Consider the following 26,333-nt stretch of genomic DNA (forward strand, 5'->3'; position numbering starts at 1 on the left):
AAGCTCAATTCAAACGTTCGAATACCTGTTCGGTCCGGGTGGTGCCGGAAAGTGGTGGGGGACCCCGCCTCCAGCACGGGATACGGGCCAAGGTACGCGATGGTGGAGGGACGGCGATGTCGATGTCTGGTCGAGTGGAACATCCGGGCCGGCCCGGCCGGGCCGGCAAGTTGCTGGAGCGCGCAGACGGGTTGCTCATGCAGGCTGCGGGGGAGCGCGATCCACGGGAGCGGTTCCGCACCGCCTACCTGGCGGCCCTGCGCGGCGCGGGCGCGGTGATCGCGCTCACCGGCGCCGATGCCGCCCCCCGGGCGCGCTCGCGCAACGCGTGGGTACTGATGCAACGCGCCGCGCCCGAGTTCGTGATGTGGGCGGACTACTTCAGCGCCCGCTCGGAGATCCGCGCCGCGCTCGAGGCCGGGCTGGACCGCAATGTCGACGAACACGAGGCCGACGAGTTCTCCTCGCGGGTGGCGGCATTCCTCCATGACGTGGAAGATCTCCTCGCGGCGTCGGCCAGGTTGCGACCTGCTCCGGGATTGAGCGGGGGAATGACCGCTTAGTCGGCGTAATTCGCTTCGTCCCCGCGCGGCTGAAGACAGACTGAGTCGGACTGCGCCCATTAGGTGGTCTGGCCCTGATCGAACTCGTATCATTGGTGACAGATAGCCGCCAAGGTCGGCTATCTGTCGCCTACCCGGAGGCGACAGCCACGTCCTAGTGCCGGGGGAGGTACCGTGCCACTCTCCGAGCACGAGCAGCGCATGCTCGAACAGATCGAGAGCGCTCTCTATGCTGAGGATCCCAAGTTCGCCTCGTCCGTCCGCGGCGGACGGCTTCGTTCGACCTCGAGTCGTCGCAGACTCCAGGCCGCGGCGTTGTTCGTCCTCGGCCTTTTTCTCCTCGTCGCAGGCATCGCAGCGCCCGTGAAGCCCGGCGGCTTCCCGATCATCAGCCTGATCGGGTTCATCGTGATGTTCGGCGCCGGCGTGCTCTTGCTGCTGGGCACCTCCAAGAACATCGCCAAGACCGATCGGCCAGGCGGCGAGACCCCCTCCGGCGCCTCGGGCGGACGAGGGCGTCAGCGCAAGTCCGGCGGATTCTCCGAGCGTATGGAGGACCGCTTCCGCAGGCGATTCGAGCAAGAGTAACTCGCCCGTAGCCTGACAACTTCAAGCACAACCGGCGACGCCGCACCGTAACGGTGCGGCGTCGCCGGTTCGCGCGTGCGGGCGCCGACGCGACGATGATCTTCGAACCAGGCTCCCCACTTCCCCACACCTCCCCACGAACTTCCCCCACCAGGCCCCCGCGCACGGTCCGCCAGGGGGTTTGCTGGGTGTTTTCGGGCGTTTGTCCGAGGGGGTGGCGCGTGTCGGCAGAACTCGCGAAAGTTCACCACGCCGGTGATAGCTGGGATGACCTGCGGAATCGTCTGGGTCGGGAGCCAGATCACCGCTTGTTTCGATTGAAAGTGGGGGAAAGTGGGGTAATGTGGAGCGCGCAGTACTGAAGAGCCGACCATCGAGGTGATCGACCAGGGAGGTATCCGAGTTGTTTCTCGGTACCTACACACCTCGCTTGGACGACAAGGGGCGACTTACGTTGCCTGCGAAGTTTCGAGACGATCTGGCGGGAGGGTTGATGGTCACGAAGGGGCAGGACCACAGCCTTGCCGTGTACCCGAAAGAAGAGTTCACCGCGCTCGCCCGGCGTGCCGCGGCGGCGTCTCGAAGCAATCCGCAGGCCCGTGCGTTCGTCCGGGCCCTCGCGGCCGGAACGGACGAACAACGTCCGGACGCGCAGGGCCGGATCGTGTTGTCCGCCGACCATCGTCGCTACGCCAACCTGAAAAGGGATTGCGTCGTGATCGGTTCGGTCGACTTCCTGGAGATTTGGGATAAGCAGGCGTGGGAATCCTACCTCGCCGAGCACGAGGAGGACTTCTCGCAAGCCAGAGACGAGTCGCTGGGCGGAATCTTCTAGCCGCGGGCGCACGAGTGCCACGCGGTCTCTGCCCGGACGCGGACCCTGACGTACTTCCCCGACGCCAGGTGCCGAGGTTCGGTCAGAGACCACGGGGCATTCGTATCCGTATCGAAAGCATTGTGTATCAAGGCGACCCGTGTGCGGTGCGCGACGACGCGAGGTAGGACTCCGGGAGGTCGAGGTGAACCGTGAACAGCGCGGCCCCCGCCATGTTCCGGTTCTGCTCGAGCGAGCCGACGCGCTGCTCGGCCCCGCCTTGGCCGAGCCGGGCGCCGTCTACGTCGACGCCACCCTCGGTCTCGGCGGCCACGCCGAACATTTCCTGAGCACCTATCCGGGCATTCATCTGGTCGGGCTCGACCGGGACACCACCGCGTTGAAACTGGCCCGTGAGCGGCTCGAGCCGTTCGCGGATCGAATCACCCTGGTGCACACTCGCTATGACGGCATCGCCGACGCGCTGACCGAGGCGGGCCTGTCTTCCACCGGGTCGGTCTCGGCCATCCTGATGGATCTGGGCGTCTCCTCGATGCAGCTGGACGAGGCCGATCGTGGCTTCGCCTATTCCGTCGACGCGCCGCTGGACATGCGGATGGACCCGACCGGCGGCCTCACCGCCGCCGACGTGCTCAACACCTACAGCCACGGTGACCTGGCCCGGGTGCTGAAGACCTACGGCGAGGAACGCTTCGCGAGCCGGATCGCCGCCGAGGTGATCCGCCGTCGCCAGGTCAAACCGTTCCGCACCAGTGCCGAGCTGGTGGAGTTGCTCTATGCCGCGATTCCCGCGGCCACGCGCCGCACCGGCGGGCATCCGGCCAAGCGCACGTTCCAGGCGCTGCGGGTGGAGGTCAACGGGGAACTCGAGTCCTTGCGCGCCGCGCTGCCCGCCGCGCTCGCCGCGCTGCGTGTGGGCGGCCGCATCGTCGTCATGTCCTACCAGTCGCTGGAGGACAAGGTGGTCAAGCAGCAGCTCGCCGCGCGCACCGCGTCCAGGACGCCGGTGGACCTGCCGATGGAGCTGCCCGGCATGGGACCGGAGTTCCGGATGCTGACCCGCGGCGCGGAGAAGGCGACCGAGCAGGAGATCGAAGACAACCCGCGAGCGGCCCCGGTACGCATGCGCGCCGCCGAGCGGATCCAGGAGGCAGGGTGAGCCGGCAGTTCGCCACGCCTCATCGCGTCGGCTGGGTGCGGATTTCCCGCAGCGATATCGGAGGCCGGATGAGACAGTGTCGCGCTGTGCCGATCCGGCGTCCCGGGAGGAACGAGGAGGGGAATCGATGAGTGTGCGGACGCGGACCGTCGCAGCGCCGAGCCGGGTCGCCCGGCGGGTCCAAGAGGCCGAGCGGGTGAAATCGGGCGCGGCGCAGCGCGCCTACGCGCGGCGGCGCACGCGTGCGGAGGGCGGTTCGGACACCGTGTTTCTGCCCACCGTGCGGCGCTCGGCGATGGCCGCGCGCATCCCGTTCGTCACCGCCATCCTCGCCCTGCTCGGTTGCGGCCTCGCGCTGACCTTGCTGTTGACCACCCGCGCCGCCGAGGACAGCTACCAGCTCGGCGACGCGCGGGCGACGAACCGGCGGCTGGCCGACGAGCGCGCCGCGCTGCAACGTGAGGTGGAGGCCGCCGATTCGGCACCGGAGCTGGCCGCGCGAGCACGCGAACTCGGCATGATCCCGGCCAAGGACCCGGCCCGCCTGCTGGTCGGCCCCGACGGCTCGGTCACGGTGATCGGCAAGCCCACCCCGGCGCAAGGCACCCCCGTGCCGCCGCTGAACGCCGGACCTTCGGCGCGGTCGCCCTGGGGTGAGCGAGTGGTTCCGGTCACCACCACACCCGGCGCTGCGGCGCCGGGGCAGCCGAACACCGGCGCGCAGAACAACACCCAGGTCAACGTGACGCCCGCTCCGGGAAGCCCGGTTCCGACTCCGCCTGCGCCGGTCGACCCGCCGCAGCCGGGACCGTCCGCGCCGCCTGCCGACGTGCCACAGCCACCTGAGGCGGCCTCGCCGCAGGTGGAAGCGGCGCAACCGCAGGCGGGCCCCGACGGGACGCCGCAGTGACGCATCCCAGGCCCGCGCCGCGCAGGCGCCGCGGCCCTGGTGCGGCGCGGCCCACGGGCAGGCCGCGCCCAGCCGCGGCAGCTGTCCCGGACGGTCCGCTCCGGTTGCGCCTCGGCGTGGGCCGGGTGGTGATGCTCGTGGCGCTCGCCGTGGTCGCGCTGCAACTGCTGTGGGTGCAGAGCGTCGCGGCGCCCGGACTGTCCGCGCAGGCGGCCAGCCAGCGCACCACCCATCAACCCGACCCGGCCACCCGCGGGCCCATCACCGACCGTTACGGCAAGTCGCTGGCTTTCACCGTCTCCGCGAAAGCGCTGACCTTCCAACCGGTCCGGGTCCGCCAGGATCTAGCGGACGCCAAGGCCGAGAACGACAAGGCGCCCGACCCGGACGAGCGGCTGCGCGACATCGCGCGCACCATCCATCAAAAGGTGGGTAAGGACGCGCCGTCGGAAGCGGACCTGCTGGCGAAGCTGCGCAGTGACGAGACGTTCGTCTACTTGGCCCGCAACGTGGATCCGAGGATCGCCAGCGAGATCACCGAGAAGTTTCCGCAGGTCGGCTCCGATCACCAGAGCCCGCGGGTGTACCCCGGCGGCTCGCTGGCGGCGAACGTCGTCGGCGCCGTCGGGTGGGACGGCCACGGGCAGGTCGGGCTCGAGTCGTCGCTGGACTCCGTGCTGGCCGGTACCGACGGCTCGCACACCTACGATCGCGGCTCCGACGGCGCGGTGATACCCGGAAGCTGGCGGGACGAGCAGCCCGCGGTCAACGGCTCCGCCGTCGAGCTCACCCTGGACTCCGATCTGCAGTACTACGTGCAACAACAGGTACAGCAGGCCAAAGACCTGTCGGGTGCGGGCGCCGCATCGGCCGTCGTCCTCGACGCCAAGACCGGACAGGTCCTTGCGATGGCCAACGACAACACGTTCAACCCCGAACTGGGACCGCAGAAGTGGGCCGACGCCCAGCTGAGCAACCCGTCGGTCACCGACGTGTTCGAGCCCGGCTCGGTGAACAAGATCGTCACGGCCGCCGCGGCCGTCGAGTACGGCCTGACCGATCCGGACGAGGTGCATCAGGTGCCCGGCGCGATCCAGATGGCCGGCGTCACCGTGCACGACGCGTGGTCGCACGGTGTCGAGCCCTATACGACCACGGGCATTTTCGGCAGGTCCTCCAATGTCGGCACGCTCATGCTCGCGCAGCGCGTGGGCGAAGACCGTTTCGCCGATATGGCGCACCGGTTCGGGCTCGGGCAGCGCACGGGCATCGGTCTGCCGGGAGAGAGCGCGGGCCTGATGCCCGACCGCGAGCAGTGGTCCGGCGGCACCTTCGCCAATCTCCCGATCGGCCAGGGGCTTTCGATGACCACGCTGCAAATGGCCGGCATGTACCAGGCCATCGCCAACGACGGCGTGCGCATTCCGCCACGCATCGTCCGGGCGAAGATCGCGCCGGACGGCACCCGCACCGAGGAGACCCAGCCGGACGGCGTGCGGGTGGTGAGCCCGCAGACCGCCGCCACGCTGCGGACGATGTTCCAGGCGGTGGTGCAGCGTGACCCGATGAACGCCAACCAGAACGGCACCGGCTGGCCCGCGGCCATCACGGGATACCAGGTGGCGGGCAAGACCGGCACCGCGCAGAAGGTGGACCGCAATTGCCGGTGCTACTCCACGTCGTCGTTCTGGATCACGTTCGCCGGCATGGTTCCCGCGGAGAACCCGCGGTACGTGATCGGACTCATGCTCGACGCGCCCGTTCGCAGTTCCGACGGCTCCGGAGGCGGTTCGGTGGCTCCGCTGTTCCACAACATCGCGTCCTGGGCGCTGCAGCGCGACCGCGTACCGCCGTCTCCGCAGCCGTCCCGGCACTTCGTCCTGCAGGCCGGGTGATCCGGTCGGCTCGCTCGGTACGACCGGGGCGGATCGGCAGCGCAGACAGCGGATCTGTCCGGAGGAAACAGCAGGTAAATGCGGTATTCGAGGGCATGCGGCGAGCGGAGGAAGGCCGTGCGCGCACCGGCCTCGCACGGTCGTGCCCGGGTGCCGCGTGGCGCGCTCCGGACCGGGCGGACGAACCCGTAGGGTGCGGTGGGCGACCTCCCCGGCTTTGCGATGGGGCGCATGGTCCCGCCGTGACCGGTCGCCGGTAACCTGACACGTCGATCGCTGCCCCCGAAAGGAGCCTGGTTTCTGTGCAGTCCGGTCAACCGCGCGCATTACGGCCAGAGCATTCGCCCTCGACGCCGCTGGCGTCGCTGGCCGCCGTCATCGGGGCCGTGACGAGCCCTGAACCGGCTGCGCGCGGCGTGTCGGTCACCGGCATCGAGCAGCGCTCGCACGCCGTGCTCCCCGGCGATCTGTTCGCCGCGCTGCCGGGCGCACGCTCGCACGGCGCGCGTTTCGCGCGGGACGCGGTCGCCAGAGGCGCGGTCGCGGTATTGACCGACGCGGCGGGTGCGGAGCTGGCCGGTCCGCTCGAGGTGCCGGTGCTGGTGCGGGAGAACCCGAGGGCCGTGCTCGGGGAGCTGTCGGCGACGATCTACGGCAACCCCTCCGAGCGGCTGCGCATCGTCGGGATCACCGGAACCTCCGGCAAGACCACGACCTCCTATCTGGTGGAGGCGGGACTGGCCGCCGCGGGGCTGTCCACCGCGCTGATCGGCACCATCGAGACCAGGATCGGCGGCAGGCGCGTGCCGAGCGCCCTGACCACGCCCGAGGCGCCGCAGTTGCACGCGATGTTCGCGCTGATGGTCGAACAGGGCGTGGACGCGGTGGTGATGGAGGTCTCCAGCCACGCGCTGGCGCTGGGCCGGGTGGACGGGGTTCGTTTCGCGGTGGGCGCGTTCACCAACCTCTCCCAGGATCACCTCGACTTCCACGCCGACTTCGAGGACTACTTCGCCGCCAAACGCAGGCTGTTCGAACCGGATTCGCCGGTCGCGGCGCGCACCGCGGTGGTCTGTGTGGACGACGACTGGGGACGGCGGCTCGCCGCTGGTCTCCCGGACCCCGTCACCGTGTCGACCACCCGGGCCGCCGCATGGAGCGTCACCGGCGCGGTCTCGGCGCACGGCGGCGAACAAAACTTCACCGCGGCCGGGCCGCACGGGGAAATCCCTGTGCGCCTGCGGCTTCCCGGCCACTACAACATCGCCAACGGACTGCTCGCGGTCGCGGTATGCGCGGCGGCGGGCGTCGAACCCTCGGTCGCCGCGCCCGCGTTGGCGACCGTGGACGTGCCCGGCCGGATGCAGCGCGTGGAGCGCGGACAGGACTTCCTGGCGATCATCGACTACGCGCACAAGCCCGCGGCGCTGGAGTCGGTGATCGCCACGCTGCGTGGACATCTCGCGGCGGACACCGCGGGACGGCTCGCGGTGGTGGTCGGCGCGGGCGGTGACCGGGACGCGGCGAAGCGGCCGCTGATGGGCGCCGCGGGCGCGCGAGGCGCCGATCTGCTGATCGTCACCGACGACAACCCGCGCACCGAGGACCCGGCGGCCATCCGCGCCGCGGTGCTCTCCGGTGCGTCGCAGGTGCCGGAGCACGAACGCGGCGAGGTGCGTGAGATCGGTGACCGCGCGGAAGCGATCGCGGCCGCGGTGGAGTGGGCGCGCCCCGGTGACGTGGTGCTGATCGCGGGCAAAGGACATGAGGCAGGGCAGGAGATCCAGGGCGTGAAGCACCCCTTCGACGACCGCGACGTACTCGCGGCCGCATTGGAAAGACGCAGTCCGCAAGGTAACCACGCGGAGGACTTGACGGTTTCATGATCGAGATGACACTGCGGGAGATCGCGGAGGTCGTCGGCGGCACGCTGCACGACGTCGTAGACCCGGAGGTGCGAGTGACCGGTGCGGTCGAATTCGACTCGCGCCGAATCGGTTCCGGCGATCTGTTCCTGGCGCTGCCGGGCGAGCGCTCCGACGGCCACGACTACGCGGGCGCGGCGATCGCCGCGGGCGCGGCGGCGGTGCTCGCGGCGCGGCCGGTGGGCGTGCCCGCCGTCGTGGTCACGCCCAGCCGCGGCGCCGTGCCGTCGAGTTCGGTTGCCCTGAGCCATGACACGGACGGCTCCGGGGCCGCTGTGCTGACCGCGCTCGCCGCGCTGGCCCGCGCCAGCGTGTCGCGTCTCGCCGCGGACGGCGGACTCACCGTCGTCGGCGTCACCGGCTCGTCCGGCAAGACCTCCACCAAGGACCTGCTGGCCGCCGTCCTCGCGCCGCTGGGCGCGGTGGTGGCCCCGCCGGGTTCGTTCAACAACGAACTCGGTCATCCGTGGACCGCGCTGCGCGCCGACGCGGTGACCCGCTTCCTGGTGCTGGAGCTGTCGGCGCGCGGGCCGGGACACATCGCCGCGCTGGCCGAGGTGGCGCCCCCGAGCATCGGTGTGGTGCTCAACGTCGGCACCGCGCATCTCGGCGAGTTCGGCAGCCGCGAGGCCATCGCGAAAACCAAGGGCGAGCTGGTCGAGGCGCTGCCACCGACCGGGCTGGCCGTGCTCAACGCCGACGATCCCCAGGTCGCGGCGATGGCCGCGCGCACGTCGGCGCGGGTTGTGACGGTCGGGCAGGCCGCGAACGCCGACGTGCGGGCCACCGACGTCCGGCTCGACGACCAGGCCAGGGCCGCGTTCACCGTGCACACGCCCGCGGGCAGCGCCCCGGTGCGGCTGGCCGTGCACGGCGAGCACCAGGTCGGCAACGCGCTGTCGGCGATCGCGGTCGCGCTGGAATGCGGCGCCGACCTCGAGACCGTGACCGCGGCGCTGTCCGGTGCGCGCGCCGCGTCCGCGCGACGGATGGACGTGCGGACCACCGCGGACGGGATCACCGTCGTCAACGACTCCTACAACGCCAATCCGGACTCCGTCCGCGCCGCGCTCAAAGCGCTGGTCAGCATGGCCCGCGCGGCCGAGGCGCCGCGGCGCAGCTGGGCGGTGCTCGGCGAGATGGCCGAACTCGGCGAGGAATCGGTCATCGAACACGACGCCATCGGGCGGCTCGCGGTGCGGTTGGACGTCAGCCGGGTCGTGGTCGTCGGTACGGGAAGACCGGCCCGCGCGCTGCATCAAGGGGCGGTGATGGAAGGGTCGTGGGGCGAGGAATCGGTCCTCGTACCGGACATCGAGGCGGCGATCGCACTGCTGGAGAAGGAAGTCGTCCCTGGCGACGTGGTGCTGGTCAAGGCATCGAAGTCGGTCGGCCTATGGGAGGTCGCCGAGCATCTGACCGACCCGCGAGTCGTGGCCGCACGCGGCGGCGCGGCGAACAGCGGGCCGGGACAGGACACGGAGGCAGCAGGATGAGACAGATTCTCTTCGCCGCGGCGATCGCGCTGACGGTCTCGATCCTGCTCACCCCCTTGCTGATCCGGTTGTTCGCCAAGCAGGGTTTCGGGCAGGAGATTCGGGTCGACGGTCCCGCCAGCCACCAGGCCAAGCGCGGCACCCCGACGATGGGCGGCGTCGCGATCCTGGTCGGCATGTGGGCCGGTTACCTGGGCTCCCACCTGATCGGCATCGGCTACCACGCCGACGGGCCGTCGGCGTCGGCGTTGCTCGTGCTCGGCCTGGCCACGGCCCTGGGCGCGGTGGGTTTCGTCGACGACTTCATCAAGATCCGCAAGCAACGCAATCTGGGCCTGACCGCGGCGGGCAAGTATCTCGGCCAGCTGTCGGCGGCCGTGATCTTCGGCATTCTCGCCTTGCAGTTCCGTGGCGCGAGCGGGCTCACGCCCGCCAGCAGGCACCTGTCCTACGTGCGCGACATCAGCACGGTGACCATGGGTGTGGTCGTGTTCCTGGTGTTCGTCTGCTTCGTGGTCGTCGCCTGGTCCAACGCGGTGAACCTCACCGACGGACTCGACGGTCTGGCCGCCGGATCGATGAGTCTGGTGCTGGGCGGCTACGTGATCATCACGTTCTGGCAGTACTACCACGCCTGCGAGACCAAGCCGGAGGCCGGCTGCTACAACGTGCGCGATCCGCTGGATCTCGCCCTGGTCTGCGCCGCGGGCGCGGCGGCGTGCGTCGGGTTCCTGTGGTGGAACGCGGCCCCGGCCAAGATCTTCATGGGCGACACCGGCTCGCTGGCGCTGGGCGGCCTGCTGGCGGGCCTGTCCATCACCACCCGGACCGAGCTGCTGATGATCGTCATCGGCGCGCTGTTCGTCGCCGAGACGGCGTCGGTGGTGTTGCAGGTCGCGGTCTTCCGCACGACGCGCAACCGGTTGTTCAAGATGGCGCCGTTCCACCATCACTTCGAGCTCAGCAAATGGGCCGAGACGACGGTGATCATCAGGTTCTGGCTGCTGGCCGCGATGGCCTCCGCGGTCGGACTCGGGCTGTTCTACAGCGAATACCTCTCCGCGGTCGGGTGAACGAGATGGTCGAACATTCTCCGCGGGCACTGCGCTCACCCGGGCCCATGCTGGAATTCCTCCGCGGTCGCGACGTCCTGGTCGCGGGCTGGGGCGTGTCGGGACGCTCGCTGGTCGAACCGCTGCGCGACATCGGCGCGCGTCCGGTGGTCACCGACGGCGGCGCCGCGGCCCTGGCCGAGGCCGCAGGCCTCGGACTGGACGTGGCCACCGGCGCGGAGCTGGAGAACACCGACTGGAGCCGGTTCGCGCTGGTGATCACCAGCCCGGGCTGGCGGCCGGACTCGCCGGTGCTGGCGTCCGCGGTGGCCGAGGGCACGCCGGTGTGGGGCGATGTCGAGTTCGCCTGGTGGGTGGATCAGGCCAGGATCTACGGACCGGTCCGCAAATGGCTGGTCGTCACCGGCACCAACGGCAAGACCACCACGACCCAGATGACCCACGCGATCCTGCGCGCCGCCGGTATCGCCAGCGTCGCCTGCGGCAACATCGGCCTACCCATCCTGGACGCGCTGCGGCGTAACCCCGGCCCGCAGGTACTCGCGGTCGAGCTGTCGTCGTTCCAGCTGCACTGGGCGCCGTCGGTGCGCCCGGAGGCCGGTGTCGTCCTCAACGTCGCCGAGGATCACCTGGATTGGCACGGCGGCCTGGACGCCTACGCCGCGGCCAAGGCCAGGGCGCTGGTCGGCCGGGTCGGCGTGGTCGGCCTGGACGATCCGGTCGCAGCCTCGCTGGCGCGCAAGTCCAAGGCCCGGCGGACCGTGGGTTTCCGGGTCGGGGTGCCCGCCGACGGCGAACTCGGCGTGGTCGACGGCAAACTGCTCGACCGCGCGTTCACCAAGGCCGCGATTCTGGCCGAGGTCGGCGACATCAGCCCGCCCGGCCCCGCCGGCGTCGCGGACGCGCTGGCCGCGTCGGCCCTGACCAGGGCGATCGATGTCGCGCCGCAGTTCGTTCGGGAAGGCTTGGTCGAGCACAAGGTCGGCCCGCACCGCGCCGCGTTCGTGCGCGAACTGGCCGGAGTCGACTTCGTCGACGACTCCAAGGCCACCAATCCGCATGCCGCGCGGTCATCGATCCTGGCGCATCCACAGGTGGTCTGGGTGGCCGGTGGCCAGCTCAAGGGCGCTCACGTCGAGGACATGATCGAAGAGGTCGCCGACCGTCTGGTCGCGGCGGTGCTGATCGGCGCCGACGCGCCGGTGTTCGCGGCCGCGCTGGCGCGACACGCGCCCGATGTCCCGGTCGTCGAGCTGGTCGCGGGAGACGATGCAAGGATGGGTGACGCAGCGTCTCCGACCGCCGCGGCCGACGCCGTCATGGCGCGGGCCGTGCGCGCCGCCGCGGGCTTCGCCCGCCGCGGCGACACCGTGCTGCTGGCGCCGGCCGCCGCGTCATTGGACATGTTCACCGATTACACGCACCGGGGCCGCAGCTTCGCCGCGGCGGTGCACGCCCTGGAAGACGGTGACATCGGACGGCGGCTATGACGGAATCGGCGCGGCGCAAGCGCGAGGCGGTCCCTCGGTTCTGGGCCTGGCTGGCGCGGCCGCTCGCGTCGTTCCATCTGGTGGTCACCATCGCCACCCTGCTCACCGTGCTGGGGTTGGTGATGGTCCTGTCGGCCTCCAGCGTGGAGGCCTACGCCGACGGCGGATCGGCATACTCGCTGTTCATCCAGCAGGCCATGTTCGCCGCCGTCGGCACCGTGCTGTTCTATCTGGCGCTGCGCATTCCCCTGCGCAGGCTGCGGCAGTGGTCTTTCCCGCTGTTCGCGCTGTCGGTGCTGGCGCTGCTGCTGGTGCTGATACCCGGCATCGGTTCGCAGGTGCAGGGCGCGCGCCGCTGGCTGGTGCTCGGGCCGGTCTCGGTGCAGCCGTCGGAGGTCGTGAAGGTGACGCTGGTGGTGTGGGGCGCGCACCTGCTGGCCTCCCGCCGCGCCGAGCGCGCCAGCCTCAAGGACATCCTGGTTCCGCTGGTCCCCGCCGGTCTGCTGGTGTGCTTGCTCGTGGTGCTGCAACCGAACCTGTCCACCACCATCGCGCTGGGTGTCGTGCTCGGCGCGTTGCTGTGGTTCGGCGGCCTGCCGGTGCGCCTGTTCGTGACGATCGCACTGTCCGGCGTGATCGCCGCGGGCGTGCTAGCGCTGTCCGCCGGTTATCGCTCCGACCGGATGCGCGCGTTCTTCAACCCCGGCGATGACCCGCAGGGCATCAACTACCAGGCCCGGCAGGCGCTGTACTCGCTGGCCGACGGCGGTATCTGGGGACGCGGCCTGGGACAGAGCCGCGCCAAGTGGAGCTATCTGCCGAATTCGCACAACGACTTCATCTTCGCGATCATCGGCGAGGAACTCGGCTATCTCGGCTGCGCGCTGGTGCTCGGCCTGTTCGCGCTGTTCGTCTACACCGGCCTGCGGATCGCGGCCCGGTCGGTGGATCCGTTCCTGCGGTTGCTCACCGCGACCGCGACGACCTGGATCACCGCGCAGGCACTGATCAACATCGGCTATGTGGTCGGCCTGCTCCCGGTCACCGGGTTGCAGCTGCCGCTGGTCTCCGCGGGCGGATCGTCACTGGCCATCACGCTGTTCATGTTCGGCATCATCGCCAGCGCGGCCAGACACGAGCCGGAGGCGGTCGCGGCGCTGCACGCCGGACAGGACGGTCGTTTCAGTAGGCTGTTGCGGTTGCCCAAACCAGAGGTGTACGCACCGGCTCGGGCCGGCTCGGGCCGCCGCGGCCGGGCGCCGCGGGCGGGCGAGCGTGGACCGTCGGCACTGCCGCCGGGCAGGCGCGGGCGCTACGGCGCCGAACCGCCGCGGCGGCGTTCGCCGGAGAGCCGCGGCACCAGCTCGGCGCGCGCCACCAGGGCTTGGGAACCCAGCTATCCGGTCAACCATGCAAGAGAACGGGGAAGATCTAGGTGATCTCGGTAATCGTCGCGGGCGGCGGCACGGCGGGCCACATCGAACCGGCACTGGCGGTGGCGGACGCGTTGCGGCGGCTCGACGATTCGATCCGGGTGACGGCGCTGGGCACCGAGCGCGGGCTGGAGACCCGCTTGGTTCCCGAACGCGGCTATCCGCTCGAGCTCATCCCTCCGGTCCCCTTGCCGCGCAAACCCACCATGGATCTGCTGCGGCTGCCTGGACGGGTCCGGGCCTCGGTGGCCGCCACCCGCGCCGTCATCGATGCGGTCGAGGCCGACGTGATCATCGGTTTCGGCGGGTACGTGGCGCTTCCGGCGTATCTCGCCGCGGGGGCGGGCGTGCTGCGCCGCAGGCGCCCGGTCCCGGTGGTGGTACACGAGGCGAACGCCAAGGCGGGCATCGCGAACAAGGTCGGCGCCCGCCGCGCGGCGCGGGTGCTGGCGGCGGTCCCGGACTCGGGCCTGCCGAACGCGCAGGTGGTGGGCATTCCGGTGCGCGCATCGATCACCGGACTGGACCGCGCCGCACTGCGCACCGAGGCGCGGGCGCACTTCGGCCTCCCACCCGAAGGGCCGGTGTTGCTGGTCTTCGGCGGGTCGCAGGGAGCGCGCACCCTGAACGAGGCGGTGTCGGGAGCCGCACCCCAGCTCGCCGCCGCCGGGATCTCGGTGCTGCACGCGCACGGACCCAAGAACATCCTCGACCTGGGCGACTCCGCCGCGGGCGGCCGGGACGGCGCTCGTTACCTCGCGGTGCCGTACCTGTCCCGGATGGACCTCGCCTACGCGGCCGCCGACGCAGTGGTCTGCCGATCGGGCGCGATGACCGTCGCGGAGGTGTCCGCGGTCGGGCTGCCCGCCTTCTACGTGCCGCTGCCACACGGCAACGGGGAGCAGGAACTCAACGCCCGGCCCGTGGTGCGCCAGGGCGGTGGCAGAATTGTCCCCGATTCCGAGTTGACGCCGAAATACGTGATCGATGAGGTGATTGGGCTGCTCATGGACTCCGCACGGCTGACCGAGATGGGCCGGGCCGCCGCAGGCGCCGGGCACCGTGACGCCGCCGACGAGGTGGCGCGGATCGCGGCGGCGGTGGCGCGCCGATGAGCGACACCACGGCAGACCAGGCGGGACCGGACACCGAACGCAGCGGGCTGCCCCCGGAACTCGAACGCGTGCACATGGTCGGGATCGGCGGGGCCGGTATGTCCGGCATCGCCCGGATCCTGCTCGCCCGCGGCGGCGCGGTGTCGGGGTCGGACGCGAAGGAGAGCCGGGGCGTGCTCGCCCTGCGGGCTCGGGGCGCGCAGGTGCGGATCGGGCACGACGCCACCGCCTTGGACCTGCTCCCCGGCGGCCCGACCGCGGTGGTCACCACGTACGCGGCCATCCCGAAGACCAATCCGGAACTCGTCGAGGCCAACCGTCGCGACATCCCGGTGCTGCTGCGGCCCACGGTGCTGGCGTCGCTGATGCGGGGGCATCGGACGCTGCTGGTCTCCGGTACGCACGGCAAGACTTCCACCACCTCGATGCTCATCGTGTCGTTGCAGCACTGCGGGTTCGACCCGTCGTTCGCGGTCGGCGGCGAACTGAACGAGGCGGGCACCAACGCCCACCACGGCACCGGCGACATCTTCGTGGCGGAGGCCGACGAGAGCGACGGCTCACTGCTGCAGTACGACCCGGACGTCGCCGTTGTCACCAATATCGAGTCCGACCACCTGGATTTCTTCGGATCCGATGAGGCCTACGTGCAGGTATTCGACGACTTCGCCGACCGGGTCGCCGCGGGGGGCCTGCTGGTGGTGTGCCTGGATGATCCGGGCTCGCGCGCGCTGGCCGAGCGGGTCGGCGAGCGTTTGGCGCGGCGCGAGGTCCGCGTTCTCGGCTACGGCTCCGGAGACCTCGCGGACGCGCCGGTCCCGGTGGGCGCGCGGTTGCACAGCTGGGAGCCGCGCGACGTCGGCGGGATCGTGCAATTCCAGCTCGCCGACGAGGCCGCGCCGCGCACGCTGCGCCTGTCGGTACCGGGCAGGCACATGGCGCTGAACGCGCTCGGAGCGCTGCTGGCCGCCCACGCCACCGGCGCCGACATGGGTGAGATCATTCAGGGCCTGGAGGGGTTCGGGGGTGTGCACCGCCGGTTCCAGTTCGCCGGACGGGAGAACGGCGTGCGCGTCTTCGACGATTACGCCCACCACCCGACGGAGGTGCGCGCCGTGCTCGGCGCCGCCGCCGAACTGGTTCAGCAGGAGGCCCGCGACGGCGCCCGCTCCAGGCAGGGACGGGTCATCGTGGTCTTCCAGCCGCACCTCTACAGCCGGACCGCGACCTTCGCCGCGGACTTCGGCGCCGCGCTCAGCCTGGCCGACGAGGTCGTCGTGCTCGACGTCTACGGCGCGCGGGAGAAGCCGCTGCCCGGCGTGAACGGCGCGCTGGTCGCGCAGTCGGTGACGAAACCGGTGCACTATCAACCGGATATGTCCCGGGTCGGGCGCCAGGTCGCCGGGTTGGCGTTGCCGGGCGACGTGGTGATCACCATGGGCGCGGGCGACGTGACGATGCTGGGCAGCCAGATTCTCGACGGATTACGGGCGCGTCCCCAGCACGGACGGTGACCCGGCGTGCGCGGGGTCGGGTCGGCGCGCGCGGCCGGGCGCCGCGCCAGTGATCGGTTCGGCGCGCTCGAATGGCGCCGAATTCGCTTGTGGGGATTGCTGGGCGTGTGCGTTCTTACGGTGGTCTGTGCCCTCGCCTGGTTCACCCCGGTGCTCTCGGTGCGCATCGTGCGGATCGAGGGGGCGGTGGCAGTACCCGAACAACAGGTGCGAGATGTGCTCGAAATCCCGTCCGGGCGCTCGATGCTGCGAATCGACACCAGCGCGATCGCCCGGCGGGTGGCGGGCATTCCGAAGGTGCGCACCGCACGGGTGCAGCGCGTATTTCCGTCCACGGTTCGGGTGACGGTCGTCGAGCGCGTTCCGGTGTTGTTCTACGACAGCCCGCAAGGCGCGCATCTGCTGGATGCCGAGGGCGTGGAATTCGCGGTGGAGACCGCGCCTATCGGCGTGCCGAAGTTGATCACCGATCATCCCGGCGGCGCCGATCCGCTGACCGCGGCGGCGGTCTCCATACTCGCCATCGTGCCTGCTGCGCTGGCGGTTCTCGTGGAGGAGGTTGCCGCACGGTCCATTTCGGATATTTCGCTGAATCTCAAGGACGGTCGCACGGTACTCTGGGGCGGGACCAACGACGCCGAACGAAAGGCGGCGGTCGTGTTGCCGTTGTTGACACGCCCCGGAACGGTGTTCGATGTTTCGAGTCCCAATCTGGTCACGGTAAAGTGATCCACACCCATTGCGTCCAGGGAATTTTCGGCGGCCCGGAAGTGGTTCCGGCGCCGAGAAGAGGGCCGGGGGGCAACCGTTCACCATACGACGTGTGGAGCGGCGAGACGAGCGGGATCACGCAAGATTCTGGCTCTCGTTTCGGCGCGCCTGCGCGCGTATCGCGTCGGCTGCGAATAGCGTTCCGCACCAGTCGGATACTTGACATAACGCTAACCCTATGGTTGAGCTTTAGGGTTTGCCGAACCGCGGTTCGCTTCTTCGCAGCGACCCCACCCGCGGAACGGGCCCGAGCGGCGTGCCGAGAATCCGAAAACGACAGGCTTTAGATCGAAGGAAGGCGAGAGCCCATGACGCCCCCGCACAACTACCTTGCGGTGATCAAGGTCGTCGGTATCGGCGGCGGCGGTGTGAATGCCGTCAACCGGATGATCGAGCAGGGACTCAAAGGTGTCGAGTTCATCGCGGTCAACACCGACGCCCAGGCGCTGCTGATGAGCGACGCCGACGTCAAGCTCGACGTCGGCCGTGAACTGACCCGCGGTCTGGGAGCCGGCGCCGACCCCGAAGTCGGGCGCAAGGCCGCCGAGGACCACAAGGACGAGATCGAAGAGGTGCTCAAGGGCGCCGACATGGTCTTCGTCACCGCGGGTGAGGGCGGTGGCACCGGTACCGGTGGCGCCCCCGTCGTAGCGCAGATCGCGCGCAAGCTCGGCGCGCTCACCATCGGCGTGGTCACCCGTCCGTTCTCCTTCGAGGGCAAGCGGCGCGGGAACCAGGCCGAGGTCGGCATCAACCTGCTGCGCGAGTCCTGCGACACGCTGATCGTCATCCCGAACGACCGGCTGCTGCAGCTCGGCGACGCCGCGGTGAGCCTGATGGACGCGTTCCGTTCCGCCGACGAGGTGCTGCTCAACGGTGTGCAGGGCATCACCGACCTGATCACCACCCCCGGCCTGATCAACGTCGACTTCGCCGACGTCAAGAGCGTGATGTCCGGGGCGGGCAGCGCGCTGATGGGTATCGGTTCGGCGCGCGGCGAGGGCCGCTCGGTGAAAGCGGCCGAGTCCGCCATCAATTCGCCGCTGCTGGAAGCGTCCATGGACGGTGCGCACGGCGTGCTGCTGTCGATCGCGGGCGGGTCCGACCTGGGCTTGTTCGAGATCAACGAGGCGGCGTCGCTCGTGCAGGAAGCCGCGCACATCGAGGCCAACATCATCTTCGGCACCGTGATCGATGACTCGCTCGGGGACGAGGTGCGGGTCACCGTGATCGCGGCTGGCTTCGACGGCGGCGGGCCTGCCCGGCGCACTTTCGAGAACTCGGGCCGCAGCACCATCGGCACCGCGCGCTCGGGCGAGATCGGGCAGAGCCGCGCCAGTGAGATCGCCGCGCGTAGCAGCGACAGCACGCCGAGCACGTCCACCGCGGGTACGGCCGGCCGCGGCGCGATTCCGAGCTACCGCGACACCGAACGAGCACGCACGCTGGCCGAGCCGACGGTCACGACCAACTCACGGTCCCACATCACGCCGCCGGACGCCGGCGACGATGACGACGACGTGGACGTGCCCTCGTTCATGCGGAGGGGCTGAGCGCAGGAGTACGGTTCCGGCGCGGGCCGGGACCGAGCTGGAACAGCGATCCCGGCCCGCGCCGGGATGCGCGGGCGGGACACGGGGAGCGGTGTCCCGAAGTGTGACGACCGACAAGCTATTTCGGGGGAGCGCAGGCGCGCGAAGCGGCCGAGCGCGATCGGCCGGGTGAAAATCCGGCCTCTACCTGGGGATTTCGACGGCCTTCACCGAGCGCCACTAGGCTCGGGGCCATGACTATCGCGCCGACCATCACTGTCCGACGGGTCACCACGACCAGGTCCGGAGGCTTCTCGGCGCCGCCCTACGACTCGTTCAATCTCGGCGACCACGTCGGCGACGATCCGGCGGCGGTGCGGCGCAACCGCGATCGGCTGGCCGAGGGAATCGGCCTGACGCCCGAGCGCATGGTCTGGATGGAACAGATCCACGGCCGCAACGTGGAGATCGTCGACGGCCCGCGCGCCGAGCCGGTCCCCGTCACCGACGCCCTCGTCACCACCGTGCCCGGGCTCGCGCTGGTCGCGCTCAGCGCCGACTGCGTGCCCATCCTCCTATCCGACGACACGGCGGGCGTGATCGCCGCCGTGCACGCCGGGCGGGTCGGCGCACGCATCGGCATCGTGCCGCGTGTGCTGGAGGCGATGGTGTCGGTCGGCGCACGCCTGGAGCGGGTCGGGGCCTTGCTCGGGCCCGCCGCGTCCGGTCGCCGGTACGAGGTTCCGGCCGCGATGCGCGACGACGTGGAGGCGCATCTGCCCGGCAGCGCGACCACCACCGTCCGCGGCACCCCTGGCCTGGACCTGCGAGCGGGCATCTCCCGGCAGCTCACCGAGGCCGGCGTCGCCGCGATCGCGGTCGACCCGCGCTGCACCATCGAGGATCAGACCCTGTTCAGCCATCGTCGCGGCGCGCCGACCGGCCGGATCGGCAGCGTGATCTGGATGGAGGCTTCCGCATGAGCGCGCGAAGCGCCGTCCGCGCGATGCCGGGCGCCGGCGGGGTGCGGGCATGAGCGCCGAGGCGGAGACCGCGGTGGACGAGGCGCTCGCGGCGCGGACCGCCGAGCTGTCGGACAACCTGGCGGGTCTGCTCGCCCGCATCGATGCGGCATGTCACGCGGCGGGCCGGTCGCCGGAGTCGGTGCGGCTGCTGCCGGTGACGAAATTCTTCCCCGCCTCGGATGTGGCGATTCTGCATCGGCTCGGCTGGCGCGAGTTCGGCGAGTCGCGGGAGCAGGAGGCCGCCGCCAAGGTGGCGGCCCTGCGTGACGAAGACCTCTCCGGCATCCGCTGGCACATGATCGGGCGGTTGCAGCGGAACAAAGCACGCGCTGTCGCCCGCTGGGCGCACACCGTTCACTCGGTAGACAGCGAACGGCTGGCAACCGCTCTTGACGCGGGTGCGACAGCCGCGTTGGAGGCGGGGGATCGTACCGAACCGGTCCGCGTGTTGCTGCAGGTGAGCCTGGATGACGACCCCACCCGAGGGGGCGTCGCGGCGGGCGATCTCCCCGCCCTCGCCGGACGGATTGCGGAAGCTCCGGGATTACGTTTGTCGGGTCTGATGGCCATTCCGCCCTTGGGGGCGGAGTCTGATGCCGCATTTGCGCGACTTGCGATGTTGCACACGCTGTTGCTCGCCGATCATCCGGACGCTACGGAGCTTTCGGCGGGAATGTCGGGTGATCTCGAATCCGCGATCGAACACGGTTCGACGGTTGTGCGTGTCGGTACCGCCTTGATGGGTATACGACCGATAACCTCGGGCTAGCAAAGAAACCTCATCAGTCACATTCGACACATATGCTGGGAACTGAAGAGGGCTGAGCAAGACTTCAACACCCGGCCGCCACCGGGGCCGAAGGAAGGTCGACCAATGAGCACGCTGCACAAGTTCAAGGCGTACTTCGGCATGGTTCCGCTCGAGGATTACGAAGACGACTACGTCGACGATCGCGCCCCCCGAGGCGTGGACGAGCGAGGTGCTCGCCGGCCCCGGCCCCGTGACTACTCCGACCGCGACGGCTACGTCGATCGCTACGGCGAAGACCGGTACGGCGCAGGCCGTTTCGACGACGTCGACTACCCCGAGCCTGCCTACAAGTCGCCGTACAAGGCGGGTTACTCGGTGTCGCGGCGCGACGACTACGCCGACGAGCCCTACGGCGACGACCGCTACGACGCGCCCCGCCGTCCCACCCGGATCGACTCCGCCCCGTCGGGTCGGTTCCGGGCAGGTGGGAGCGCGCCGACGCTGCGTGGCGCCACCCGTGGCGCGCTCGCCGTCGACCCCGACGCGGAAGAGCGCAGGCTGGAGGAGCGCGTGCGTCCCGAGCCCGCCCCGGTGCGGCGGCCCGGGATCTTCGAGGACGGAGGCCCCTTGTCCAAGATCACGACGCTGCGCCCGCGCGACTACAGCGAGGCTCGCATCATCGGCGAACGTTTCCGCGAGGGCAATCCGGTGATCATGGACCTGGTGGATCTGAGCAACGCCGACGCCAAGCGGCTGGTCGACTTCGCCGCGGGCCTGGCCTTCGCGCTGCGCGGGTCGTTCGACAAGGTGGCGACGAAAGTGTTCCTGCTCTCACCGGCGGACGTCGACGTATCAGCGGAAGAACGCAGGCGCATCGCGGAAACCGGCTTCTACAACCAGAAATAAGGTCGTGATCTGGGGGGTGGAGCAGACCGGATGCAGGTTGTGGGGCGCGGGCATTTTGCGCGACGCGATTTTTACGGCAGAGTGAAGTCGTGGCCTTGTTCGCGGTGCTGTACTTCGTACTGTTCATCTTCTGGCTGTTGCTGATCAGCCGGGTGATCGTCGAGTTCATCCGTAGCTTTGCCCGAGACTGGCGTCCTACCGGTGTCGTGGTCGTCGTCCTGGAGGTGATCTTCACGATCACCGACCCTCCGGTGAAACTGCTGCGGCGGTTGATACCCCCCGTGTCACTGGGCGGAATTCGCCTGGATCTGTCGATAATGGTCCTGCTTTTCATCGTCTTCATCCTGATGTCGATCGTGGGCAGGCTCGGGCAACCGGTAGCTCCGGTGTGACAGAATGGGCCGTGTAGACAGCTTGCTAGATCTGCTAGATCTCCAAAAGACGCGTGAAGGGATCCTTCCATGCCGCTGACCCCAGCCGATGTGCACAACGTCGCGTTCAGCAAACCGCCGATCGGGAAGCGCGGCTACAACGAGGATGAAGTCGACGCGTTCCTGGATCTCGTGGAGCAGGAGCTCTCGCGTCTGATCGAGGAGAACGCCGATCTGCGCCAGCGGGTCGCCGAACTCGACGCGGAACTGGCCGATGCCAAGAAGAACCGCGGTCCGGCGATGGCGAACACCGTGAAAGCGCCGATTCAGCAGGTCCCGCCGCCCCAGCCGGAACCGATCAAGCCGCCGGTTCCCGCCGCGCCGCCCGCTCCGATGCCCGCCGCTCCGGTGGCCAAGGACGCTCCCGGCGCGGACGCGAACCTGCAGGCCGCCAAGGTGCTCAGCCTCGCCCAGGAGATGGCGGATTGGCTGACCAGCGACGCCAAGGCCGAGGCGGAGAGCTTGCTGTCGAATGCCCGGGCGAATTCCGAGCGACTGGTCGGAGACGCCAGGACGCGGTCGGAGGCCATGATCGCCGACGCCCGCCAGAAGTCGGACGCGATGCTGTCGGACGCGCAGACCCGCTCGGACAACCAGCTGCGCCAGGCCAAGGAGAAGGCCGACGCGCTGCAGGCCGACGCCGAGCGCAAGCACACCGAGATCATGGCGACCATCACTCAGCAGCGCAGCGTCCTGGAGAGCCGGATCGAGCAGCTCAAGACCTTCGAGCGCGAGTACCGCGTGCGGTTGAAGTCGTACCTGGAGTCGCAGCTCGAGGAGTTGGAGAACCGTGGCTCGGCGGTGCCGGTCGACGGTGGCGAAGCCTTCGCGGACGCCAACACGGCCAACAACCTCGCGCCGGCCTCTTTCGCCAAGGGCGGCAAGTAGCGCGCGGCGCCCCAGCGCAGCAGTTCGCATACCGTTAGAGGAACTGTCGAGCCGCCCGGCATGCCTTGGGGGTCACCATGCTCGTCTTGACACTCGTCCTTGCCGCGATCGGCTTCGCCCTGCTCGTGGCCGCGCTCACCACCGGCTCGGTGATCTGGGCGTGGGGCTGCATCGTGGTGTGTGTCGTCGGTGCGATGCTCTTGCTGGTGAGTGCCTTGTCCATACGGAGTCCGGATGGTGATTCCCCGCCGCCTCCTGGTCGTCATGCCAAACGGTGAAGGCGGCCGCACCGGCCCGGCGCCGACCTGCCTTACAAACTGAGTTGACCGCTGCGGCTAGAATCAAACATGAATACGGCGTCGATCCGGCTATCACCGGGGAGCCTTCGGAAGAACGGCGGCACGGCCTGCGGGGCGGCCGCTCAGTAGAACCGAACGGGTGAGCCCGTCACAGCTCGTGAATGAGAGGTCCGGTGTTCGTCACGCCGGACAAGCGGGGTGGTACCGCGGTTTCGGCGCACCGGGCGCCGTCATCGTCCCCGTGCCAACGAACACGGCACGAGGAGACGCATCCGCCATGGCGGACCACACTTCCAGCAACAGCGCATACCCGCGCGTCGACCTGAGCGTCGGCAACGGGGCGTCGTTCCCCGAGATGGAGCGCCGCGTGCTCGACGCGTGGGCGGCCGCCGACACCTTCCGCGCCAGCATCGAAAACCGTTCCGGCGCAGCGGAATTCGTCTTCTATGACGGGCCGCCCTTCGCCAACGGTCTGCCGCATTACGGACATTTGCTCACCGGATACGTCAAGGATCTCGTTCCGCGTTTCCAGACCATGCGCGGCAAGCGGGTCGATCGGCGATTCGGATGGGACTGCCACGGGTTGCCCGCGGAAATCGAAGCCGAAAAGCAGCTGGGTATAACGGACAAATCACAGATCGATGCGATGGGCCTCGCGGAATTCAACGCGGCCTGCAAAACATCGGTGCTGCGATACACCGGGGAATGGCGCGACTACGTGACCCGCCAGGCCCGCTGGGTCGACTTCGACAACGACTACAAGACGCTGGATACCGACTTCATGGAGTCGGTGATGTGGGCGTTCAAGTCGCTGTACGACAAAGGGCTGATCTATCAGGGTTTCCGGGTGCTGCCCTACAGCTGGTACGAGCAGACGCCGCTGTCGAATCAGGAAACCCGCCTCGACGACGCGTACAAGATGCGTCAGGATCCGGCGGTCACCGTCGATATGGCGCTGCGCGTGCCCGCGGAACACCCGCTGCACGAACTCGACGGCGCCAACGCGCTGATCTGGACCACGACACCGTGGACACTGCCGTCCAACCTGGCGATCGCCGTTCACCCCGACGTCCGCTATGTGCACCTGCGCGCGGCCGACGGCAAGCGCTATGTGCTCGCGGCCGAACGGGTCACGCACTATGCGCGGGAGTTCGGCGAGGACGCGCAGGTGCTCGGCGAGTTCGACGGCGCCGCGCTGGCCGAGGTCTCCTACGCCCCGCCGTTCGACTTCTTCCTGGGCCACCCCAACGCCCACCGCGTGCTCACCGCCGATTATGTGACCACCGACTCCGGCACCGGCATCGTGCATCTCGCGCCCGCCTTCGGTGAGGAGGACATGGAGGTCGCCACGGCCCACGGCATCGAGCTGGTGCAGCCGCTGGATGCGGGCGGCAAGTTCACCTCGATGGTCCCGCCGTACGAGGGTCTGATGGTGTTCGACGCCAACCCGGTGATCATCAAGGACCTCAAGGCCGCGGGAAAGTTGTTGCGGCACGAGACCATCGAGCACTCGTACCCGCACAGCTGGCGCTCCGGGCAGCCGCTGATCTACATGGCCGTGCCGTCCTGGTTCGTCGCGGTCACGAAGTTCCGCGAGCGGATGGTCGAGCTGAACAAGCAGATCACCTGGGTGCCCGAGCACATCCGCGACGGCCAGTTCGGCAAGTGGCTCGAGGGCGCGCGCGACTGGAACATCAGCCGCAACCGCTATTGGGGCAGCCCGATCCCGGTGTGGGTGTCCGACGATCCGGCCTATCCGCGCGTGGACGTGTACGGCTCGCTGGACGAGCTCGAGCGCGACTTCGGCGTGCGCCCTGCCGATCTGCACCGCCCGATGATCGATGAGCTGACCCGGCCGAATCCCGACGACCCGACCGGCGGGTCGACCATGCGCCGGGTGCCCGAAGTGCTGGACTGCTGGTTCGAGTCCGGCTCGATGCCGTATGCCCAGGTGCACTACCCGTTCGAGAACAAGGAGTGGTTCGACAGCCATTTCCCGGGCGATTTCATCGTCGAGTACAACGGGCAGACCCGCGGCTGGTTCTACACGCTGCACGTGCTGGCGACGGCGCTGTTCGATGCCCCGGCGTTCAAGACCGTGGCCGCGCACGGCATCGTGCTCGGCGACGACGGCCTGAAGATGAGCAAGTCGAAGGGCAACTACCCGGACGTCAACGAAGTGTTCGACCGGGACGGCTCGGACGCGATGCGCTGGTTCCTGATGAGTTCGCCGATCCTGCGCGGCGGCAATCTCATCGTCACCGAGCGCGGCATCCGCGAGGGTGTGAGTCACGCGCTGCGGCCGCTGTGGAACGCGTGGACCTTCCTGCAGCTGTACGCCTCGAAGCCGGGTGTGTGGCGGACCGACTCGCCGCACGTGCTCGACCGCTACATCCTGGCGAAGCTCGCGCGGACCAGGGACGTCATCACCGAGGCGCTGGAGGTCTACGACATCGCGGGCGCCTGCGAGGAACTGCGCTCGTTCGCCGACGCGCTGACCAACTGGTATGTGCGGCGGTCGCGGTCGCGGTTCTGGAGTGAGGACCGCGACGCGGTGGACACCCTGCACACGGTGCTCGAGGTGGTCACCCGGCTGGCGGCGCCGTTGCTGCCGCTGATCACCGAGGTGATCTGGCGCGGGCTGACCGGCGGCGAGTCGGTGCACCTGGCCGACTGGCCGAAGGAGGGGGAGCTGCCGGACGACCCGGAGTTGGTCGCCGCCATGGACGAGGTGCGCGTGGTGTGCTCGACGGTGCTGAGCCTGCGGAAGGCGCAGAACCTGCGGGTGCGGCTGCCGCTGGCGGAGGTCACCATCGCCGCGGCCGACGCCGAGCGGCTGGCGCCGTTCGCCGACATCGTCGCCGACGAGGTCAACGTCAAGAAGGTGGACCTGACCACCGACGTGGACGCGCACGGCCGGTTCGAGCTGGTGGTCAACGCCCGCGCCGCGGGTCCGCGCCTCGGCAAGGACGTGCAGACGGTGATCAAGGCGGTGAAGGCCGGGGAGTGGTCCGAGGACGCGGACGGCACCGTCCGAGCGGCCGGAATCGCCCTGCTGCCCGAGGAATACACCCAGCGCCTGGTCGCCGCCGAGCCCGAGTCGACCGCCGCGCTGCCCGCGAACGCGGGCCTGGTGGTGCTGAACTCGGTGGTCACCGAGGAACTGGAAGCCGAGGGCTGGGCGCGCGACCTCATCCGTGACCTCCAGGAGACCAGGAAGTCCTCCGGGCTGGACGTTTCCGACCGCATCACCGTGGTCCTGGACGTCCCCGCGGACCGGGCCGCCTGGGCCCAGGCCCACCGTGACCTGATCGCGGGCGAGATCCTCGCCACCACGCTGAGTTTCGGCGACGCGGGTCCGGCGGCCGCCGAGCTGGTGGGTGGCGTGCGCGCGCGGATCACCAAGGCCTGAGCGGCGGATACCGGAGAGCCGGGGCGGGACCGAAAGGTCTCGCCCCGGCTCTCGTTTCGCGCGGTCCTCGTGGCGACTGTCGCAGCTGGACACCGGCTTCGGTGATCCGCGCAGGCTGCGCCGGGAATGGCGCAACGTTCGTCGTCCAGTCGCACCGCGCAGGAGCCGGGTCGACGGTGCGGCATCAGACCGCACAGTGCGAGCACGTGGCGGGCACTTCGGCGGCGTGCGCTTAAGTGATGTAGATCACATGCTGAGAATTAGCTGATTCCCGACAATTCGCCGAAAACCCAGGCACAATCTGCGATGTCGCTGCTGTTGC

22 protein-coding genes are annotated in these 26,333 nt (G+C 69.5%); all 22 read left to right on the plus strand.

What is annotated here, in order from left to right:
- Positions 1-122 precede the first annotated feature (122 nt).
- The 22 genes from GVY39_RS27990 (at position 123) to ileS (ending at position 26,011) form a co-directional block, all read left to right on the plus strand.
- A complete protein-coding gene (locus GVY39_RS27990) occupies positions 123-563 on the plus strand; it encodes an SAV_6107 family HEPN domain-containing protein (RefSeq protein ID WP_195141232.1) in 441 nt (146 codons plus the stop codon).
- Positions 564-737: 174 nt separating this feature from the next.
- Positions 738-1,151 carry a DUF3040 domain-containing protein gene (locus GVY39_RS27995; protein ID WP_159929765.1) on the plus strand — a complete coding sequence of 138 codons (414 nt, stop codon included), beginning with the start codon at positions 738-740 and terminating at the stop codon, positions 1,149-1,151.
- A 403-nt stretch (positions 1,152-1,554) separates the two neighbouring features.
- A complete protein-coding gene (gene mraZ, locus GVY39_RS28000; protein ID WP_040776870.1) occupies positions 1,555-1,986 on the plus strand; it encodes a division/cell wall cluster transcriptional repressor MraZ in 432 nt (143 codons plus the stop codon).
- A gap of 184 nt (positions 1,987-2,170) precedes the next feature.
- The gene (gene rsmH / locus GVY39_RS28005) at positions 2,171-3,145 is read left to right on the plus strand and encodes a 16S rRNA (cytosine(1402)-N(4))-methyltransferase RsmH (RefSeq protein WP_159929767.1); all 975 of its coding nucleotides are present in this window, start codon (positions 2,171-2,173) and stop codon (positions 3,143-3,145) included.
- A 127-nt stretch (positions 3,146-3,272) separates the two neighbouring features.
- Complete coding sequence (locus GVY39_RS28010) at positions 3,273-4,055, plus strand: hypothetical protein (protein WP_159929769.1); 783 nt, start codon at positions 3,273-3,275, stop codon at positions 4,053-4,055.
- Positions 4,052-5,950: a penicillin-binding protein 2 gene (locus tag GVY39_RS28015; RefSeq protein WP_321210314.1), complete on the plus strand. Its 1,899-nt coding sequence runs from the start codon at positions 4,052-4,054 to the stop codon at positions 5,948-5,950. Before GVY39_RS28010 ends, GVY39_RS28015 begins: the two co-directional genes overlap by 4 nt.
- Before the next feature lie 302 nt (positions 5,951-6,252).
- Positions 6,253-7,836 carry a UDP-N-acetylmuramoyl-L-alanyl-D-glutamate--2,6-diaminopimelate ligase gene (locus GVY39_RS28020; RefSeq protein ID WP_201295377.1) on the plus strand — a complete coding sequence of 528 codons (1,584 nt, stop codon included), beginning with the start codon at positions 6,253-6,255 and terminating at the stop codon, positions 7,834-7,836.
- Positions 7,833-9,371: a UDP-N-acetylmuramoyl-tripeptide--D-alanyl-D-alanine ligase gene (gene murF / locus GVY39_RS28025; protein ID WP_159929771.1), complete on the plus strand. Its 1,539-nt coding sequence runs from the start codon at positions 7,833-7,835 to the stop codon at positions 9,369-9,371. The genes GVY39_RS28020 and murF overlap by 4 nt, the downstream gene beginning before the upstream one ends.
- Entirely contained in the window at positions 9,368-10,444 is a 1,077-nt protein-coding gene (gene mraY, locus GVY39_RS28030; protein ID WP_159929773.1) for a phospho-N-acetylmuramoyl-pentapeptide-transferase, read from the plus strand. The genes murF and mraY overlap by 4 nt, the downstream gene beginning before the upstream one ends.
- A gap of 47 nt (positions 10,445-10,491) precedes the next feature.
- Entirely contained in the window at positions 10,492-11,934 is a 1,443-nt protein-coding gene (gene murD / locus GVY39_RS28035; protein ID WP_159929843.1) for a UDP-N-acetylmuramoyl-L-alanine--D-glutamate ligase, read from the plus strand.
- On the plus strand, positions 11,931-13,373 hold the full coding sequence (gene ftsW, locus GVY39_RS28040) for a putative lipid II flippase FtsW (RefSeq protein WP_159929775.1): 1,443 nt from the start codon (positions 11,931-11,933) through the stop codon (positions 13,371-13,373). Before murD ends, ftsW begins: the two co-directional genes overlap by 4 nt.
- Positions 13,370-14,482: an undecaprenyldiphospho-muramoylpentapeptide beta-N-acetylglucosaminyltransferase gene (gene murG / locus GVY39_RS28045; RefSeq protein WP_159929777.1), complete on the plus strand. Its 1,113-nt coding sequence runs from the start codon at positions 13,370-13,372 to the stop codon at positions 14,480-14,482. The genes ftsW and murG overlap by 4 nt, the downstream gene beginning before the upstream one ends.
- Positions 14,479-15,996 (plus strand): UDP-N-acetylmuramate--L-alanine ligase, encoded by a 1,518-nt coding sequence (gene murC, locus GVY39_RS28050; RefSeq protein WP_159929779.1) that lies wholly within the window; start codon positions 14,479-14,481, stop codon positions 15,994-15,996. The genes murG and murC overlap by 4 nt, the downstream gene beginning before the upstream one ends.
- A 6-nt stretch (positions 15,997-16,002) precedes the next feature.
- On the plus strand, positions 16,003-16,725 hold the full coding sequence (locus GVY39_RS28055; RefSeq protein WP_321210312.1) for an FtsQ-type POTRA domain-containing protein: 723 nt from the start codon (positions 16,003-16,005) through the stop codon (positions 16,723-16,725).
- A gap of 350 nt (positions 16,726-17,075) precedes the next feature.
- Complete coding sequence (gene ftsZ / locus GVY39_RS28060) at positions 17,076-18,320, plus strand: cell division protein FtsZ (RefSeq protein ID WP_159929781.1); 1,245 nt, start codon at positions 17,076-17,078, stop codon at positions 18,318-18,320.
- Between the two features lie 233 nt (positions 18,321-18,553).
- A complete protein-coding gene (gene pgeF, locus GVY39_RS28065) occupies positions 18,554-19,282 on the plus strand; it encodes a peptidoglycan editing factor PgeF (RefSeq protein ID WP_159929783.1) in 729 nt (242 codons plus the stop codon).
- A 49-nt stretch (positions 19,283-19,331) separates the two neighbouring features.
- The gene (locus tag GVY39_RS28070) at positions 19,332-20,093 is read left to right on the plus strand and encodes a YggS family pyridoxal phosphate-dependent enzyme (RefSeq protein WP_159929785.1); all 762 of its coding nucleotides are present in this window, start codon (positions 19,332-19,334) and stop codon (positions 20,091-20,093) included.
- 105 nt (positions 20,094-20,198) lie between these two features.
- Positions 20,199-20,981, plus strand: coding sequence for a cell division protein SepF (locus GVY39_RS28075; protein ID WP_159929787.1), 783 nt, complete (start codon positions 20,199-20,201; stop codon positions 20,979-20,981).
- A gap of 89 nt (positions 20,982-21,070) precedes the next feature.
- A complete protein-coding gene (locus GVY39_RS28080) occupies positions 21,071-21,373 on the plus strand; it encodes a YggT family protein (protein ID WP_039797136.1) in 303 nt (100 codons plus the stop codon).
- Between the two features lie 69 nt (positions 21,374-21,442).
- A complete protein-coding gene (locus GVY39_RS28085; RefSeq protein WP_159929789.1) occupies positions 21,443-22,300 on the plus strand; it encodes a DivIVA domain-containing protein in 858 nt (285 codons plus the stop codon).
- Positions 22,301-22,377: 77 nt separating this feature from the next.
- Positions 22,378-22,578 carry a hypothetical protein gene (locus GVY39_RS28090; RefSeq protein WP_159929791.1) on the plus strand — a complete coding sequence of 67 codons (201 nt, stop codon included), beginning with the start codon at positions 22,378-22,380 and terminating at the stop codon, positions 22,576-22,578.
- Positions 22,579-22,876: 298 nt separating this feature from the next.
- Entirely contained in the window at positions 22,877-26,011 is a 3,135-nt protein-coding gene (ileS, locus tag GVY39_RS28095) for an isoleucine--tRNA ligase (RefSeq protein ID WP_159929793.1), read from the plus strand.
- Positions 26,012-26,333: the final 322 nt, after the last annotated feature.

The organism is Nocardia sp. CY15, from assembly GCF_009829295.1.
Classification (GTDB): domain Bacteria; phylum Actinomycetota; class Actinomycetes; order Mycobacteriales; family Mycobacteriaceae; genus Nocardia; species Nocardia sputi.

What these genes read in the sequence shown, in the direction of transcription:
- GVY39_RS28010 (WP_159929769.1), top strand. Translation starts at nt 3,273, where the DNA reads ATGAGTGTGCGGACGCGGACCGTCGCAGCGCCGAGCCGGGTCGCCCGG.
- pgeF (WP_159929783.1), top strand. Translation starts at nt 18,554, where the DNA reads ATGACTATCGCGCCGACCATCACTGTCCGACGGGTCACCACGACCAGG.
- ftsW (WP_159929775.1), top strand. Translation starts at nt 11,931, where the DNA reads ATGACGGAATCGGCGCGGCGCAAGCGCGAGGCGGTCCCTCGGTTCTGG.
- GVY39_RS27990 (WP_195141232.1), top strand. Translation starts at nt 123, where the DNA reads ATGTCTGGTCGAGTGGAACATCCGGGCCGGCCCGGCCGGGCCGGCAAG.
- murD (WP_159929843.1), top strand. Translation starts at nt 10,492, where the DNA reads ATGCTGGAATTCCTCCGCGGTCGCGACGTCCTGGTCGCGGGCTGGGGC.
- mraY (WP_159929773.1), top strand. Translation starts at nt 9,368, where the DNA reads ATGAGACAGATTCTCTTCGCCGCGGCGATCGCGCTGACGGTCTCGATC.
- murC (WP_159929779.1), top strand. Translation starts at nt 14,479, where the DNA reads ATGAGCGACACCACGGCAGACCAGGCGGGACCGGACACCGAACGCAGC.
- ileS (WP_159929793.1), top strand. Translation starts at nt 22,877, where the DNA reads ATGGCGGACCACACTTCCAGCAACAGCGCATACCCGCGCGTCGACCTG.
- murF (WP_159929771.1), top strand. Translation starts at nt 7,833, where the DNA reads ATGATCGAGATGACACTGCGGGAGATCGCGGAGGTCGTCGGCGGCACG.
- GVY39_RS28070 (WP_159929785.1), top strand. Translation starts at nt 19,332, where the DNA reads ATGAGCGCCGAGGCGGAGACCGCGGTGGACGAGGCGCTCGCGGCGCGG.
- GVY39_RS28075 (WP_159929787.1), top strand. Translation starts at nt 20,199, where the DNA reads ATGAGCACGCTGCACAAGTTCAAGGCGTACTTCGGCATGGTTCCGCTC.
- ftsZ (WP_159929781.1), top strand. Translation starts at nt 17,076, where the DNA reads ATGACGCCCCCGCACAACTACCTTGCGGTGATCAAGGTCGTCGGTATC.
- GVY39_RS28090 (WP_159929791.1), top strand. Translation starts at nt 22,378, where the DNA reads ATGCTCGTCTTGACACTCGTCCTTGCCGCGATCGGCTTCGCCCTGCTC.
- GVY39_RS28085 (WP_159929789.1), top strand. Translation starts at nt 21,443, where the DNA reads ATGCCGCTGACCCCAGCCGATGTGCACAACGTCGCGTTCAGCAAACCG.